Here is a 15719-nt window from a genome sequence, read left to right as displayed (position 1 = left end):
AAAAATACAATGCATAAAAACACTAAAATTTATATAGCAGGACATAACGGCATGGTGGGCAGCGCTATCTGGAGAACACTTTTGGCTAAGGGGTATACGAACTTAATTGGTGCATCCAGTGCAACATTAGATCTAAAAAACCAACAAGCAGTAAAGGACTATATAGCTGCCGAAAAACCAGAAGTGATTATTGATGCTGCTGCAAAAGTAGGAGGTATTTTGGCCAACAATAATTTTCCTTATCAATTTATAATGGAAAACATGCAAATCCAAAATAATCTAATCGATACCGCACTGCAATCCGGTGTGGAAAAGTTTATTTTTCTGGGAAGTTCTTGCATTTATCCAAAGCTAGCGCCTCAACCCTTAAAAGAAGAATACCTGCTTACGGATTCCTTAGAGCCGACTAACGAATGGTATGCAATAGCAAAAATTACTGGGGTTAAAGCCTGTGAAGCTATTAGGAAACAATTTAATAAAGATTACGTAAGCTTAATGCCGACGAATTTATACGGTACCCATGATAATTTCGATTTAACTTCTTCGCACGTTCTGCCGGCGATGATGCGAAAATTTCATGAGGCCAAGGTAAATAATAATGCTCCGGTGACCCTTTGGGGAAGTGGAACTCCTATGAGAGAATTCTTATTTGTAGACGATATGGCACAGGCTGTGGTATTTGCTTTGGAGAACAAATTACCGGATTATTTATACAATGTAGGAACGGGAGAGGATTTAACGATTCAACAATTAGCAGAAACCATTCAAACCATCACGGGACACCAAGGAGAAATCATTTGGGACAGTACCAAACCGGATGGAACACCAAGAAAATTGATGGATGTTTCCAAAATGCATGGATTGGGATGGAAGCATCAGGTGCAATTGGAAGAAGGAATACAGAAAACCTATGACTGGTTTTTGGAGAATATCGAAAACGTAAAAAAAATAAAACTATAATTATTTTATTGAGTCCTTAGAGGCTTAATTATTATTAAAAAAATAGAATCATGGCAACTCATAAAGTAGCATTAGTAACAGGAATTACAGGACAAGATGGATCTTATCTGGCAGAATTATTATTAGAAAAAGGATATATGGTTCATGGTGTTAAACGCCGCGCTTCTTCTTTTAATACGCAGCGTATCGACCATATCTATCAAGACCAGCATGAAGTACATGTTAATTTTAAATTGCATTATGGAGATTTAACTGATTCTACTAACATTATACGAATCATTCAGGAAGTGCAACCCGATGAGATTTATAATTTGGGAGCGATGTCGCATGTGAAGGTGTCTTTTGATTCTCCTGAATATGTAGCTAATGTAGATGGGATAGGGACTTTACGAATATTAGAGGCCGTACGAATATTAGGTTTAGCAAAAAAAACTAGAATTTATCAAGCTTCCACTTCTGAATTGTATGGTGGATTTGCAGAAAATAAAAATGAAAAAGGGTTTTATGATGAAAACTCTCCATTTTATCCACGTTCCCCGTATGGTGTAGCAAAGATTTATGGTTTTTGGATTACCAAAAACTACCGTGAGGCCTATGATATGTATGCCTGTAACGGTATTCTTTTTAATCACGAATCTCCAAGACGTGGTGAAACATTTGTTACCCGTAAAATCACCATGGCAGTCGCTGCTATTGCTAAACGAAAACAAGATTGTCTATTTTTAGGAAACTTGAATTCTCAAAGAGACTGGGGACATGCAAAGGATTATGTAGAAGCAATGTGGCGTATTTTACAACAAGATATTCCTGAGGATTATGTAATTGCAACAGGTGTTACAACTTATATCAGAGATTTCGTAATCATGGCTTTTGCTGAGGTAGGCATTACATTGACTTTTGATGGAGAACAAGAAAATGAAACGGCTACAGTAGCTGCCTGTTCAAATCCTTTGTATCAGTTGGAAATAGGTAAAGTGGTGCTTCGTGTCGATCCAGAATATTACCGTCCTACTGAAGTTGATTTATTGATTGGAGATCCTACGAAGTCAAAAACACAATTGGGTTGGGAGCCACAATATGACTTAGCCGCAATGGTGAAAGAGATGGTGGCGAGTGATTTGAGATTGTTGTAGGTTAAAAACGGTATTTCAAAGACGGAGGCATTACCACAAATGTCGGTAGTTTTATTCTTTGGTACTTCCATAAATAATTTCTTTTTTTTAAGGAAGCCACATTGTGACCTCTAACTCTAGTTAGGGTATACTTTTAATTATCTCTGCTTTTTGCATAGTGACAATTTTTATTTAAAACATATCAAAAACATATAATGTCTAATAACAATAGGATAGCTAAAAATACATTTCTACTTTACATTAGGATGTTTTTTGTAATGGCCATTTCATTTTATACTAGTAGGTTAGTATTAATGTATCTGGGAGTAGAGGATTTTGGTATATATAATGTTGTTGGGGGCATAGTATCCACTTTTTCATTTTTAAATGGAGCAATGGCTTCTTCTACGCAAAGATATTTAACCTTTGAATTAGAAGCAGGAGATAATGAAAAACTAAGAGTTGTGTTTTCTATAAGTTTATTTATTCATGTAATAATTGGATTAAGTATTCTAATTTTAGGTGAAACAATTGGGTTATGGTTTCTTAATACACAAATGAATATCCCTGACAATAGATTTATGGCCGCAGTTTGGGTATATCAATTTGCAATCTTAAATATGATTGTATTAATAATTAGTGTGCCATATTATGCGATGATTATTGCACACGAAAAAATGAAAGTATTTACATACATTTCTGTTGCTGAGGTGTTTTTCAAACTTCTTATTGTAGTATTATTAGCTTATTCATCATTTGATAATTTAATTTTATATTCTTTCTTGTACTTTATAGTTCAATTTGCTATTCGTTTTATTTACATTATTTATTGTAAGAAAAATTTTCAAGGTACAGAAATCAAAAGATTTAAATATGATGCGACTTTAATTAAAGAAATGACCTCTTTTGCAGGATGGAATCTATTGAGCAACTTTTCTTATATTACTTTTTCTCAAGGTATTAATATATTGTTAAATATTTTCTTCGGTCCGGTTGTAAATGCCGCTAGGGGTATTGCAACAATGGTACAAGGTGTTATTAGTCAGTTTACCGTGAATTTTCAGATGGCAATTAATCCACAAATAACTAAATCATATGCTTCTAAAAATTTTCAATACATGTATAGTTTAATATTTAGAAGTTCTAAGTTTACTTTCTTTCTATTATATGTACTTTGTGTTCCTGTGTTTTTAGAAACTAACATTATTTTAGATATCTGGTTAAAAGATGTGCCTTTATATACAGTTGTTTTTTTAAGATTAATACTTATTACATCAATATTTGACGCAATTTCTAATCCGATAATTATTTCTGCAATGGCTACTGGAAAAGTTAAAATGTTTGAAATAATTGTTTCCAGTATTTTTTTATTAATATTACCTTCATCTTATTTAATCCTAAAATTAGGAGGAGAACCTTATACAGTTTTTATAGTTCATATTTTCTTTGAAATAATTGCATATATAGCGAGACTAATAATTATTAGAAAATTAATCGATCTTTCCATAAGAGAGTATGTGTTTAAAGTAATATTTAAATGTTTATTTGTAATTGCTTTATCTATTCCTTTACCATTATATCTTAAGTTTACATTAAGTGATCATTTATATTCATTTTTCGTTGTTAGTGGTGTTTCTGTTATATCATCAATAATTGTAATTTATTTTGTTGGATTAGATTTTTCAGAGAAAAAATTTGTGAAAACTACGATAATAGATTTGAAGAGGTTTATAAAATAAAATAGATTATGACTGTTGGTTTTTTTTTAAGAAACAAAGGTTTCTCTGATATAGATACATCAACTGTATTAGAAGCAAATCCTGGAATTGGTGGATCTGAATATGAAATCTTGTGTATCTCGTGTTTACTTTCTTTGCGTGATAATGATATTGATGTTATTTTATATGTTGAAGAAGAAGGCTTTTTTCCTGATATATATTATAGAGTTGTTAAGGATTTAGAAAACTGCGTAAATAATTGTTCAGAAGACAATGTTGAGATATTAGTTGTTGATTATAAACATCATGTAAAAGACATTATTGACAAATCAAATAACAGTCTTAAATACTTTATTTGGGCTCATAATTTTGTGACTTATAAAGATTTGAAATATTTTGCTTCAAAAAAGAATGTTGTAAGATTAGTGCATGTTAGTAAAGAATCCCTCGATTTATATCGGGATCATAAATCTATTTATAAGTCAATATGTATTTATAACGGAGTACCAGTAAAGGAAGCGAAATTTTATTTGGACAAATTTAATCCAAACGAAGAGAGAAAAAATAAGGTTGTATATTTAGGTAGTTTAGTTAGAGTAAAAGGGTTTCATTTGCTAGCTAAAGCTTGGAAAGAAATTTTAAGCGAAATTCCAGATGCACAACTTTATGTTATCGGAAATGGTAAATTATACGATAGGTCTAGTAAGTTGGGTAAGTATGGAATAGCTGAAGAAAGCTACGAGAATAAATTTATTGATTTTGTCACTGATAAAAATAAAAATATATTACCATCAGTACACTTCTTAGGAACAATGGGAATTGAGAAAATTGACATCCTAAGAGATTGTAAAGTTGGTGTTCCAAATCCCTCAGGAAACACAGAAACATTTGGTATAGGTGCTGTAGAGATGCAACTTATGGGTTGTCAGATCGTTACAATTAAATGCCCGGGTTATATTGATACTGTACATCCTTCTAATTTTCTGTATCATGATGAACGAGAATTAGCAAGTTTCATAATTAAATCTCTTAAGAGAGAAAAAGGGAATAATGAATATTTTGATATATATAAATTTATAAACAATAATTTTTCATTTGAAAATATTATAAATAAATGGGAATTTGAGTTGACTAACCATAAAGAGAATTTAGATATAAATTCAGACCTAAAAAATAATTTTCATTTAAAGCAGCTGAAAGAAAAATTAAGAAGAAGTAAAGCAATATTCCCTTTTATGGAAATGGTTCCTCCGATAGAATTAATTTGGAATTTTAAAAAAAAAATTATTGGTAAATTTTTTAAGAAATGAATAGTAGAATTATTTTATTGATATTGGTTTTATTAATACAGCTGAATTTCTTTAATTTATCAATAATTCCATTATCAATAATTGAGAACCTGTTGAAATTTGTACAATGGGTAATGATATTCATTGGTATTATACTTAGCCTTCGTAAACAAACTAAATTTGGTTCTTTTTTTATTATTATTGGATGTTCTTTATTGGTTAATTTTATGTCGTCATCTTATTTTAGAAATCAAGACATATTAGTTTCTTTAAAGACTTCATTGTTTTTAGCTCAAATTTTTTTTTATTATTTTCTAGTAGCTTATGATGCGTCAATTAAATCAGTTGAAAAGTTAATTGTTTTATTTTCAGTAGCATTGTTTATACTATTCATTGCTCAATATTTTTTATATCCTATTAAAATATTCAATTCAGATATTGGTGTAAGTACTATTTCAACAGAGGTAGTTAGATGGACTTTTTATGGACAAGGATTTTTATCTCTAGGCTTATTATTTGCATTTAATAAATTTCATGAAAGAAAAAACCTTAAGTTCTTATTCTTGACAATAATACTTTCTTTGTATTTTTTATTACAGGGTTCAAGGAGTATAATTATAGCAATTGTACTTGCTTTTTTGTTTCTTCTATATAAAAAAGGATATTTGAAGATTAGTAGTAAAAATGTTGCAGCCTTCGTAGTATTCTTATTATTCGGTATTTTAATGTTGAATATACCACAAGTTAACAATGTCATTAATTATTCTATTAATAGAAGTATTGAAGATCAAAATTCGAAAGAGGATTATGTTAGATTTTTACAATTAGATTATTTTGTTAATTCTCATTCAAAAAATAGTACTGAGTTTATACTTGGGAGTGGACTTCCGGGTGATTCGGAGTACGGTCGTAAAATGAACCTTAATGCTGACGCTTCAACAAATGCATTTCCTATTAATTGGGTTGATTTGGGCTTTATTGGTTTAGCTATAATTGTTGGATTTCCATTCTCAATTAGTATATTTTATTTTCTAGCAAAAGAGGGGTTTAAGAAAAAATGTGATTCCAGATTTTATTATATACAAAGTTGGTATGTTTATTTAATCTTGTCTACTATTTTTTATCCAACTGCTTTTATTGGAGGTAATATGATTGTTATTGCATTGACAATGTATATTTTATATAAAGGAAATAAAAAGAAATTAGTTAAAAATAGTTATGGAGCTCTCAATTATAATACCCGTCTATAATGTTGAAAAATACATTAGACGTTGCTTAGATAGTATTTACAATCAAAATATTCCTTATGAAAGTTTTGAAGTTATTATAGTAAATGACGGAACTCCAGACAAGAGTATGGAAGTTGTTCATGAGTATTTAAATCTTCATAAAAACATGAAGATAATCAATCAGGAAAACCAAGGGTTAAGTATTGCAAGAAATAATGGATTAGCAGCAACGGAGGGTAAATATGTGTGGTTTATAGATAGCGATGATTGGATATGTGAAGATAGTATAAAATGTTTATTTGGGTATCTTAATAAACAATACAATCTAATTGCCACCAATTTATATTATACATATGACAATCCTGTTAATAACCGCTTTGAAAGAGAAATCAATAAGGATTTGCTTTTGTGTTCAAAGGATTATATATCAAATTATTCTGTTGGGGCAAGTCAACGTTTTATTATAAAAAGAGATCTCTTAGTCAGATTTCAATTGAAATTTTATCCTGGTATTTTACATGAAGACGCTGAATTTAATTTGAAATTAGTTTACTATGCTAAACAAGTATATTTACTTAAAAGACCTTTATACTTTTATTACCAAGGTAATGCAAACTCTATAATGTCCTCATGGAAATTAAAAAATTCTGAAGACATGTATAAGGTTTATAGATTGTTGACAGTTTTTTGGAAAGAAAAAGTGGTAAATGATTTAAAGTTAACTTGCAGGATTTATTCGTTCAAAGTATTGCTTACTTCTTTAGATCTAAAAAATGATTTGGAATTCAAATTGTTTTATACAAAAATCAAGAAAGAGATTAAAAAAGAGGCTTTGTATTTGCTTTTTTCAAAAAATGTAACTCTCAAACGTAGATTTATTTTTTTTACTTGCAGTATTTCTCCCTATTTCTTTAATATTATCAGACAAAAAATTGAAAAAGTTCGTGCGTAAAATATAAAGTAGTTTTAATTGGTTTATAATATATGCTTTAATCTGCATCAGTCATTTTCAAGCCAATATTGGATAGCCAGATATAGAGTTGAAACCGTGCGAAATTTATAAGATTAAATTAATCCTAATGCAGTAAAAAATTAAAATCTGCTGAAATACATATGAACTCTAATCAATCACCTCTAATAAGTATAGTTACCGTCGTTTACAATGGTTCAAAGACACTTGAACAAACTATTCAAAGTGTAATTAATCAATCACATACGAATATTGAGTATATTATTATTGATGGAGGTTCAACAGACGGAACAATTGATATTATACAAAAATATGAAAAGGAGATATCTTTTTGGATTAGTGAGCCAGATAAAGGTCTTTATGATGCTATGAATAAAGGAATTTCATATGCCAAGGGAGAGTTAATTGGTATGATTAATAGCGATGATTGGTATGAACCAAATGCTGTTGAATTGATAGTTAAATCCTATATTGAAAATCCAAGCAAACGTATTTTCCATGGTGATCGATTTGATATTCTTGAAGATGGTACTAGAATAGTCAAAAGGTTTCATCCCTCAAGTTTTAAATTTATTTACTATGGAATGACTTATAACCACCCTTCTATGTTTGTCCATAAAGAAGTTTATAAAAATGAATTATATAACATAAATCTTCGTGCATTATCTGATTACGAGTTTGTTTTAAAACAATATTTAAGAGAACCTAATAATTTTATATATCTACCTGAAGCGTATGTTAACTATAGACTGGATGGAATAAGTGGAAACATGAGTATTTTATCGGCTTTAGATGAAGGCTTTAAGGCAAGGAGATTTGCAGGGTTAAACATTTTTCAAAATTCATTCTCAGCGTCATTGAGATTTTTGCGCGTAACTATTTTTAAGTCATTGTAATGAAAAAAATATACCTCTTACTTTATTACATGTTTGCTAAGTATTTGCCGATGCAACCATTTCCTGGATACAAACTATTCTATAAACTCCGTTACTTTTTAGTAAAAAGAATTATTTTAGAATGTGGTAAAAATGTGATTGTTAAGAATAAATGTTATTTTGGTAATGGCTCAAAATTGAAAGTTGGTGATTATTCACAAATAGGCCAGAATTCAAGAATATCGGGGCCCGTAACCCTTGGTTCTCATATTATGATGGGGCCGGATGTTGTGATTATGGCTGTTACACATGATATTTCTGATATGACAAAACCGATGGTTGACCCTAGCAATCCATCTATTGAGAACCCTATTTTTATTGGAAATAATGTATGGATTGGAACTCGTGTAATTATTTTACCAGGGGTTTCCGTTGGAAGTAATTCTGTAATCGGATCTGGAGCAGTAGTTACGAAATCATTTCCGGAGAATAGTGTAATTGGAGGTGTTCCTGCTAAATTAATTAAAAAAAGAGAATAATTGAAAAATGAGATTTTTATCAAACTAATAAATTTTCTTAAAATTGAAGAAATTAATTATTGTATCCTGGGGAATACTAATGAGTATCCTTCTAAAATAGGGGGCGACATAGATATAGTTATTGATTCTGAAAAATTTAAAGAGGTGAATTCAATTGTAAGCCGATTTTCTATTGCTTATGAGATTGAAATATGTAATTTACTGCAACATGAAAGTGAGGGAAAATACTTTGTCGCATCTACTGTTAATAATACCAATGGAAATTTTAGTATGTTGGCTTTGGATTTTTGTGCTAATTACATGAGGCAAGGTCGAATTATTCTTACTGATATAGAGCTGCTTAACTCCAGACAATTAGTTGGTAAAAATGGTGTTGAGTTTTGGGTATGTTCCAATGATGTTGCATTTATTTATTATCTTATTAAGAAAATTGAAAAACAAAACATTAATGTTGAACAATTTGAATATCTCCATAATTTATGGTTACAAGATCGTGGACGAATTATTGAACAATTATATAAACGGTTCCATGAAACTTCATCACAAAAATTAATTGAAATTTTTGACAAATCTGATTTTACTGGATTTTCAAAAGATTTTTTCAAAACACTCAGCATAGAATCACAAAGTAAGTATCAGAGAAGTTTTATAACCGAAATTTTTGAGTTTAAACGAAAGGTTTACAGATTTACTAAGCCCACAGGTCTTATCATTTCAGTTCTTGGCTGTGATGGCTCAGGGAAATCTACTGTTATAGATCATTTAATGAACGATTCACCGGACTTTGAAGCATTCAGAGGTACGGAATACCATCACTTATTTGCAACTAAAAATAAAGCTTCTGGAAAAGCTCCTGTGACAAATCCACATGATCAAATCCCAAGATCTTGGATGATGTCCAATCTTAAATTGATGTATTTTCTTTTTAAATATATTTTTGGGTATTGGCTGATTGCTTATCCTCAAAAAGTTCGTAGCAAGTTGGTCATTTTTGATCGTTATTACTATGATATTTTAGTAGATCCAAGAAGGTATAGGCATAATGGGAGTCTTTTACTAACTCAGTTTATAGGCAGAATCATTCCGAAACCAGATCTTTTCTTTGTGATTGATGCGCCAGCAGAAATTTTGCAACAACGCAAACAAGAAGTTAGCTTTGAAGAATCGAAAAGACAAGGTCAGGCTTATTTAGATTTGAAATATAAATTGAATCATCTTTCGATTATTGATAATACGCAACGAGCCGAAATTGCAAGTTTTGAAGTAAAAAAAGTACTTTACAGTTATTTGGTTAATCGATACAATAAACGTTACAGAGTATGACAAATAATAAGTTTGTGTATTTTCCACCAGGAAGAAAAGAGTATTTTTTTTCAGTAAATTTAATGGAAAAAAGCAGGGGCGTTGATTTTCTTTATTCTCCTTTTTCTGTTTCAACAAAATTATTTTGGAACCTATTATTGAATTCCAATTTTTTTAGATCATTTTTCACATGTGATCAAAAGTCTATGCCGTCTTCTATTCAGACAATCTTAAAACTTTTAGATTCGAATAATGCAGCATTTCAAATTAAAATAGGTACAGAAGGACCTGACCAGAAAACAACTTTGATTAAGTATTCAAAAAAAGATATAACTTTCTTTAAGATAGGTAATACCAAACGAGGTATTGAATTGATTAACAATGAATATGCCATTTTGAATGAATTAAATGGTAAATTCAATGCACCGAAAGTAAAAAATTTTTACTTAAAAGAGGGGGTTCAATTTATGGAAACGGACTATATTATTGCTCAAAAAATTAAGTCAACCACTATAAATGAATCTATTTTTTTATACCTATTAAACATAGCGTCACGAAATGTCGATTCAAATGAAAGTATTACTACAAGTTTCAATCACGGCGATTGCTGTCCATGGAATTTATTACAGCAAGGCGAAAGTAATGTTTTACTAATAGATTGGGAATTAGCAGGAAAATATGTTCTTGGATACGATTTGTTTACCTATGTTTTTCAAACTGCTTTTCTTTTAACTCCAAACATATCAAATAGACAGATTTTGGAAGATAATATGGTTTGGATTCAACGTTTCTTTGACAACTTTGATATAGAAGACATAAAACAATATTTGAGTTGTTTTGTAATAGCTAAATTAGAAGATGAAAAAAGAAAGGGTAAAGTTTCGAAATTGACTAAAAAATACCTTCAATTACATCAAGACCTTCCTAATTTACAATTATGAGAGTATTATTATCTGCATACGCATGCGAACCCAATCGAGGATCAGAACCTGGGGTGGGGTGGAACTGGGCTTTAGAGGTAGCAAAACGAGGGCACAAGACTATAGTGATTACACGATTGAATAACAAACAAATAATAGAATCAGTTATTCTAAATGATTTAAATATTCAATTTATTTATTATGATCTTCCGGTAAAATTGATGTGGCTAAAAAAAGTGTTTGGAGTTCATGTTTATTATTTTTTATGGCAAATCGGAATATATTTTAATGTCAAAAAAAAACTTTATCTATTACAACCAGATATTATTCACCACATAACATTTGTAGCAATACGCAAATATAGTTTTCTAGGTTTTTTGGGAGTACCATTCTATTATGGGCCTCTTGGAGGCGGAGAATCTTGCTCTGCAACTCTTCTACGAGGACTACCAGTACGTTACAGATTAAAAGAAAATTTAAGAAACAGTTTGAATGCTTTTGTCAAATGGAATCCTATTTCAAGAATCATTTTTAATCAATCCAGAAAAATTTTTTGTACTACAAATGAATCGGCTGCGTACTTGTCACATTCATTTAAAAATAAAATTCATTCTTTTCCTGCAATTGGTATTACTAATGAAAATGTAATTTTAAATAAAACTTCATTAAACGGAAATTTAAAAATTCTATATGTTGGCCAATTTATTTATTGGAAAGGGATTCAAATGGCACTTGATGCTTTATCACTACTAAAAACGGAAAATAATAATTTTACTTTAACTTTAGTTGGCAAAGGAGAGTTTGAGCCTTTTTTAAGAAAAAAAATAAAGCGCTTAGGCTTGTCAGAAAATATTATATGGATTAATTGGTTGCCACAAGAACAACTAAAAGAATTATATCAAAATAATGATCTTTTTATGTTTCCTAGTTTACATGACAGCGGTGGGATGGTCGTGTTAGAAGCAATGATCAATGTTCTCCCAGTTTTGAGTTTTAATATGGGTGGACCTGGATATTTTAATAATAATGATATTGGTTGGGTATTAGATGTAAATAATAAAACGTATCAAAATGTTGTTAATGAAATGGCATTGAAATTGAATTCCATTTCAAAGAACTCAAAGGAAATCGTTATTAAATCGCAGAAATGTAAGGAATATATTAGTCACTACTCATGGGAACAAACTGTGAGTCAAGTTTATAATATCATTGAGAATGATTTTCAAAATGTAAATAATTAATGAAAATCCTCCTCATTCATACCCATTACCAATTACATGGCGGAGAAGATGCTGTTGTAAAGCAGGAGATAGAATTATTAAAGCATCATCATACTGTTGAAGTTCTCTGGTTTCAAAATCAGGCTGGTTGGAAAGGTGCGTTGCAATTTTTATGTTCTATCTGGAATATTAGTTCTGCTACAACAGTCAGAAAAAAAATTCAGGAATTCAAACCTGATGTAGTGCATGTGCACAATTGGCATTTTGCAATGGGTCCATTGGTTTTTAGGGAAATAAATCGATTAGGTATTCCCATTGTTCATACCGTTCACAATTACCGTTTGTTATGCCCTTCTGCTATTCTTTTACACAAGGGAATTTTGTTTACAAACAGTTTGAAAGAATCATTTCCTTGGACTGCGGTACGCAATAAGGTATATCGTTCATCAATTTTGCAAACTTTTTGGCTTGGTTTTGTGATTTGGTTTCATAAGGAGATTGGTACCTGGGAAAAAATAGATGCCTATGTGTGTTTGACTCCTTTTGCTATTACTCTTTTTCAACAATCGAATTTTGGAGTTTTGAAAGATCGTTTTACCGTTAAACCTAATTTTACTTCTGCGCCAAAAGATTTTCAGCCTAGCGAACGTGAACAGCATTTTTTGTTCATTGGTCGTTTATCTGAAGAAAAGGGAATAGCAGTTTTATTGAAAGCTTTTAAAGATTCGCCATTTGTATTAAAAATTGCTGGTGATGGACCACTGAAAGAATTAGTGTTAAATTTGGCAAAACAATCATGTAATGTAATTTATTTGGGTAATTTGACCACTGAAAAAGTCACCGAAGAATTGCAAAAAACGCAGGCTTTAATTTTTCCTTCTATATGTTATGAAATGTTTGGTTTGGTAAATATAGAAGCATTTGCAAATCAGACGCCAGTCATCGCCTCTAAAATTGGAGCTCCTCAATCATTAATAATCGATAGTTACAATGGATTTCATTTTGAACCTGGAAATGTGAATCATTTAAAAGAGATTATTACTAAATTCAATGCTCTATCTATTGCCGAGAAAAAACAAATGGGTTCTAATGCTTTTCGAAATTATCAGGATGCGTATTTACCTGAATTGCAACTAGGATATTTTGATGCTATTTATAGTAAAGTTTTAAAAAAGAAATAAATTAAAGCACAAAAGATACATATATCAGTAGGAAGTATCCAATAAATTACCCAATGATTAAAAATAATGACTAATTCAATTGCTACAGTTCCGTTACTAGACTATTCCATATACAGTGGTGATTTAAAAGAATGTTTTAGAGTTGGCAAAACGCTAATCAATACGATTAACCAATATTCCTTTTGTATTGCAGAGAAGGATCCTGCATTTAAACTTGCCTTGCAACAATCGGATGTTTTATTACCGGATGGTATGGCTGTAGTGGCGGCAGTTCAATTGTTGAATGGTCAGAAAATAAAAAAAATTGCCGGAGCTGATATTCATCAGTATCTTTTGGACGATTTGAATAAAAAAGCGGGTAGTTGTTTTTATTTGGGTTCTTCCGAGAGTACTTTGTTAAAAATTACCACACGACTATCTAATGAGTTTCCTAATATCAAAGTTGGGACTTTTTCGCCACCTTATAAGTCGGAGTTTTCGGCTAGTGATAACGAGCAAATGTTGAAAGTAGTCAATGCCTATAAACCCGATGTTTTGTTTGTAGGTATGACTGCACCTAAACAGGAGAAATGGAGTTTTGCCCATAAAGCACAATTAGACACCACAATTATTTGTTCCATTGGTGCCGTTTTTGATTTCTACGCTGGAACTGTTGAACGTCCTTCCCCTTTTTGGATCCAATTGCACTTGGAGTGGTTCATTCGTTTGGTAAAAGAACCTAAAAGGATGTGGAAAAGGTATTTGTATTATGGACCAATTTTTATTCAATTGATTATGAGGGAGAAATTTAATCGTTTAACAAAAAGTTGAACCGTTTATGAAGTAAAGTTTATTTTTCGTTTAATCAAAAATAAAAATGAGACAATCGATTAAATAAATTCCCGGAGTAAATACTAAAGATTATAAATAAAATAGAAACTTCCAATTAGTTATGTCACTATTAAAAGACCTAGCCGCTTACCGTTTTTCCCGTTATTTTAAACTTGGCTTTGTGCTGTGGGATCTGTTGTTGTTAAACGGAGCTATTATTCTATCGTTTCTGCTTCGCTATGAGGGTTTAGACCGGCTTCATTTTAAAGAAGTCCGAACGGTTTCTTTATTATCTAACCTGCTATGGATTATTTTATTGCTACATAAAGATTCGTATCGAATCATTCGGATTGAGCGTATCGAGACAATTCTTATCCGCATGATCAGGCATATATCGATTCATTTATCGCTTATTGCCTTATTTGTGACGGTTTTGAAATATACTGACATATCGCGTTTGCGTTTGTTTTATTTTTATTTGATTTTTTTTCTTTTTCTCTTTGTTTCCCGTGTGGCGTTTATGAAATTTTTAAAGTACATCCGAGCCGAAGGATACAATTTTAAAAATGTAATTATAGTTGGTGCCAATGATGCAGGGGAGAATATTCGAAAGATTTTATCAAAAGACCTGACGTATGGGTATCGAATCCTCGGTTTTTTTGATGATAAAGTAGATCCATTTGCACCTATTTCCTTACCCGTATTAGGAGGATTTGATACTATTCAGGACTATATTAGCACTAATAATGTTGATGAGATGTATATTGCGTTACACATTGACCAGATTAAAATCATCCATCAATTGACTGCCCTATGTGAACGGTATATGGTACGTATTAAATTTATTCCTGATTTTCAGCAATATACCAAGTCTCGTAAGGTAGAAATCACTTTTTACGAAAATACGCCGGTATTGATGTTGCGTAAGGAACCTTTGGAGGGATCGCTTAATCGACTGTTGAAAAAAATAGTTGATGTTTGTTTTTCTCTTGGCGTTATTGTTCTGATTTTTCCGTGGTTGTTTCCCATACTGATTATCCTCATCAAAATGGATTCTCCGGGACCGATTTTTTTTAGGCAAAAGCGCTCAGGCAGGGATAATAAAGAATTTTGGTGTTTGAAATTCCGAACGATGCGGGTGAATACTGCTGCAGATAAGATGCAGGCGACCCTTGGGGACAAGAGAGTAACCAAACTAGGGGCCTTTATGCGCAGAACCAATATCGATGAATTACCGCAGTTTTTTAATGTATTATGGGGTACTATGTCCGTTATTGGACCGCGACCTCATATGTTAATTCATACCGAACAATACTCGGAATTAATCAATAATTATCTGGTGCGTCATTACGCCAAGCCTGGTATTTCGGGATGGGCACAGGTGAACGGTTTTCGTGGAGAAACGAAAGAACTGATTGAAATGAAAGACCGTGTGGATTATGATATCTGGTATATTGAAAACTGGAGTCTCCTTTTAGATTTTAAAATTATTTATCTTACCGTTTTTAATGTGTTTAAGGGGGAGGAGAAGGCTTATTAGTTTTTAGTGGAAAGTATTCCAGTTTTCATTAGTAAGAAAACAGTAATTTATTGT

The 15719-nt window shown here is 31.2% G+C and carries 14 protein-coding genes; all 14 read left to right on the top strand.

The window, feature by feature from the left end; translation table 11 throughout:
• Positions 1 to 9 precede the first annotated feature (9 nt).
• The 14 genes from V5J73_RS11940 (at position 10) to V5J73_RS11875 (ending at position 15665) form a co-directional block, all read left to right on the top strand.
• Entirely contained in the window at positions 10 to 960 is a 951-nt protein-coding gene (locus V5J73_RS11940; protein WP_338646175.1) for a GDP-L-fucose synthase family protein, read from the top strand.
• 50 nt (positions 961 to 1010) lie between these two features.
• Positions 1011 to 2093 carry a GDP-mannose 4,6-dehydratase gene (gene gmd, locus V5J73_RS11935; RefSeq protein WP_338646173.1) on the top strand — a complete coding sequence of 361 codons (1083 nt, stop codon included), beginning with the start codon at positions 1011 to 1013 and terminating at the stop codon, positions 2091 to 2093.
• 194 nt (positions 2094 to 2287) lie between these two features.
• Positions 2288 to 3811, top strand: coding sequence for a lipopolysaccharide biosynthesis protein (locus V5J73_RS11930; protein ID WP_338646171.1), 1524 nt, complete (start codon positions 2288 to 2290; stop codon positions 3809 to 3811).
• Between the two features lie 8 nt (positions 3812 to 3819).
• Positions 3820 to 5100 (top strand): glycosyltransferase family 4 protein, encoded by a 1281-nt coding sequence (locus tag V5J73_RS11925; RefSeq protein WP_338646169.1) that lies wholly within the window; start codon positions 3820 to 3822, stop codon positions 5098 to 5100.
• Positions 5097 to 6329: a hypothetical protein gene (locus V5J73_RS11920; RefSeq protein WP_338646167.1), complete on the top strand. Its 1233-nt coding sequence runs from the start codon at positions 5097 to 5099 to the stop codon at positions 6327 to 6329. The genes V5J73_RS11925 and V5J73_RS11920 overlap by 4 nt, the downstream gene beginning before the upstream one ends.
• Positions 6298 to 7260, top strand: a complete 963-nt coding sequence (locus V5J73_RS11915) for a glycosyltransferase (protein WP_338646164.1) — start codon at positions 6298 to 6300, stop codon at positions 7258 to 7260. The genes V5J73_RS11920 and V5J73_RS11915 overlap by 32 nt, the downstream gene beginning before the upstream one ends.
• Before the next feature lie 161 nt (positions 7261 to 7421).
• Positions 7422 to 8174: a glycosyltransferase family 2 protein gene (locus tag V5J73_RS11910; protein ID WP_338646161.1), complete on the top strand. Its 753-nt coding sequence runs from the start codon at positions 7422 to 7424 to the stop codon at positions 8172 to 8174.
• Positions 8174 to 8692, top strand: coding sequence for an acyltransferase (locus V5J73_RS11905; RefSeq protein WP_338646159.1), 519 nt, complete (start codon positions 8174 to 8176; stop codon positions 8690 to 8692). The genes V5J73_RS11910 and V5J73_RS11905 overlap by 1 nt, the downstream gene beginning before the upstream one ends.
• Positions 8693 to 10015 carry a hypothetical protein gene (locus tag V5J73_RS11900; protein WP_338646158.1) on the top strand — a complete coding sequence of 441 codons (1323 nt, stop codon included), beginning with the start codon at positions 8693 to 8695 and terminating at the stop codon, positions 10013 to 10015. It abuts the gene before it with no gap.
• Positions 10012 to 10935, top strand: coding sequence for a phosphotransferase (locus V5J73_RS11895; RefSeq protein WP_338646157.1), 924 nt, complete (start codon positions 10012 to 10014; stop codon positions 10933 to 10935). Before V5J73_RS11900 ends, V5J73_RS11895 begins: the two co-directional genes overlap by 4 nt.
• The gene (locus V5J73_RS11890; RefSeq protein ID WP_338646155.1) at positions 10932 to 12155 is read left to right on the top strand and encodes a glycosyltransferase; all 1224 of its coding nucleotides are present in this window, start codon (positions 10932 to 10934) and stop codon (positions 12153 to 12155) included. Before V5J73_RS11895 ends, V5J73_RS11890 begins: the two co-directional genes overlap by 4 nt.
• On the top strand, positions 12155 to 13315 hold the full coding sequence (locus tag V5J73_RS11885; protein WP_338646153.1) for a glycosyltransferase: 1161 nt from the start codon (positions 12155 to 12157) through the stop codon (positions 13313 to 13315). Before V5J73_RS11890 ends, V5J73_RS11885 begins: the two co-directional genes overlap by 1 nt.
• A gap of 66 nt (positions 13316 to 13381) precedes the next feature.
• Positions 13382 to 14125, top strand: coding sequence for a WecB/TagA/CpsF family glycosyltransferase (locus tag V5J73_RS11880; protein ID WP_338646151.1), 744 nt, complete (start codon positions 13382 to 13384; stop codon positions 14123 to 14125).
• A gap of 121 nt (positions 14126 to 14246) precedes the next feature.
• The gene (locus V5J73_RS11875) at positions 14247 to 15665 is read left to right on the top strand and encodes an undecaprenyl-phosphate glucose phosphotransferase (protein WP_338646148.1); all 1419 of its coding nucleotides are present in this window, start codon (positions 14247 to 14249) and stop codon (positions 15663 to 15665) included.
• Positions 15666 to 15719 lie beyond the last annotated feature (54 nt).

The organism is Flavobacterium sp. KS-LB2 (assembly GCF_036895565.1).
In the GTDB taxonomy this organism is placed as follows: domain Bacteria; phylum Bacteroidota; class Bacteroidia; order Flavobacteriales; family Flavobacteriaceae; genus Flavobacterium.
Note: the sequence above shows the minus strand (reverse complement) of the source record. Positions and strands in the feature narration are given on the sequence as shown.

What these genes read in the sequence shown, in the direction of transcription:
- V5J73_RS11875 (WP_338646148.1), top strand. Translation starts at nt 14,247, where the DNA reads ATGTCACTATTAAAAGACCTAGCCGCTTACCGTTTTTCCCGTTATTTT.
- V5J73_RS11915 (WP_338646164.1), top strand. Translation starts at nt 6,298, where the DNA reads ATGGAGCTCTCAATTATAATACCCGTCTATAATGTTGAAAAATACATT.
- V5J73_RS11895 (WP_338646157.1), top strand. Translation starts at nt 10,012, where the DNA reads ATGACAAATAATAAGTTTGTGTATTTTCCACCAGGAAGAAAAGAGTAT.
- V5J73_RS11925 (WP_338646169.1), top strand. Translation starts at nt 3,820, where the DNA reads ATGACTGTTGGTTTTTTTTTAAGAAACAAAGGTTTCTCTGATATAGAT.
- V5J73_RS11905 (WP_338646159.1), top strand. Translation starts at nt 8,174, where the DNA reads ATGAAAAAAATATACCTCTTACTTTATTACATGTTTGCTAAGTATTTG.
- V5J73_RS11880 (WP_338646151.1), top strand. Translation starts at nt 13,382, where the DNA reads ATGACTAATTCAATTGCTACAGTTCCGTTACTAGACTATTCCATATAC.
- gmd (WP_338646173.1), top strand. Translation starts at nt 1,011, where the DNA reads ATGGCAACTCATAAAGTAGCATTAGTAACAGGAATTACAGGACAAGAT.
- V5J73_RS11940 (WP_338646175.1), top strand. Translation starts at nt 10, where the DNA reads ATGCATAAAAACACTAAAATTTATATAGCAGGACATAACGGCATGGTG.
- V5J73_RS11910 (WP_338646161.1), top strand. Translation starts at nt 7,422, where the DNA reads ATGAACTCTAATCAATCACCTCTAATAAGTATAGTTACCGTCGTTTAC.
- V5J73_RS11930 (WP_338646171.1), top strand. Translation starts at nt 2,288, where the DNA reads ATGTCTAATAACAATAGGATAGCTAAAAATACATTTCTACTTTACATT.
- V5J73_RS11920 (WP_338646167.1), top strand. Translation starts at nt 5,097, where the DNA reads ATGAATAGTAGAATTATTTTATTGATATTGGTTTTATTAATACAGCTG.
- V5J73_RS11885 (WP_338646153.1), top strand. Translation starts at nt 12,155, where the DNA reads ATGAAAATCCTCCTCATTCATACCCATTACCAATTACATGGCGGAGAA.
- V5J73_RS11890 (WP_338646155.1), top strand. Translation starts at nt 10,932, where the DNA reads ATGAGAGTATTATTATCTGCATACGCATGCGAACCCAATCGAGGATCA.